1 protein-coding gene is annotated in these 701 nt (G+C 67.8%); it reads left to right on the top strand.

Annotated elements, in window-relative coordinates; genetic code table 11:
- The coding region (locus IEW34_RS30200) for an IS3 family transposase (RefSeq protein WP_244642319.1) at positions 1 to 681 on the top strand (681 nt) is incomplete at its 5' end.
- Positions 682 to 701: the final 20 nt, after the last annotated feature.

Genomic DNA, 701 nt, shown 5'->3' with positions numbered 1-701 from the left:
CAGCGGCTCTATCGCGAGGAGAAGCTGACCGTGCGCCGACGCGGCGGCCGCAAGCGGGCGATGGGAACGCGTCGGCCGATGGAAACGCCGATCGCAGCCAACCAGCGCTGGAGCCTGGACTTCCTCTCGGACCAGCTCACGGACGGGCGTCGCTTCCGGATCTTGGCGGTGGTGGACGACTGCACCCGGGAATGCCTGGCGCTCGCCGCCGACACCTCGCTGTCCGGCCTGCGCGTCGCCCGCGAGCTCGACGACATCGAGCGCCGGCGAGGCCGGCCGACGATGATCGTCAGCGACAACGGCACGGAGTTCACCTCCAACGCGATCCTGGGCTGGGCGGACGAGACCGGCGTCGGCTGGCGCTACATCGCGCCGGGCAAGCCGCAGCAGAACGGCTTTATCGAAAGCTTCAACGGCCGCCTCCGAGACGAGCTTCTGAACGAGACGCTGTTCCGCTCGCTGCCACATGCCCGCGCCGTGCTCGAAGCCTGGCGGCGCGACTACAACGAAGAACGACCGCACTCGAAGCTCGGCTGGATGACGCCTCGGGCCTACGCCAGCGCCATTCGCGAAACCGCCGGCCGAAGCGCTGCGCAACCTGACAGCTCAGCGCTTCGGCCTCTTGCACTCGCCATCGACGAAGGCTCAGATCACGAAAGGACTCTCGCTTCCGCTGGATGAAAAACGGGGGTCACGTCAGC

Origin of the sequence: Chelatococcus reniformis (assembly GCF_014640075.1) — a bacterium.
In the GTDB taxonomy this organism is placed as follows: domain Bacteria; phylum Pseudomonadota; class Alphaproteobacteria; order Rhizobiales; family Beijerinckiaceae; genus Camelimonas; species Camelimonas reniformis.
This window is presented reverse-complemented; position numbering and strand designations above follow the sequence as displayed.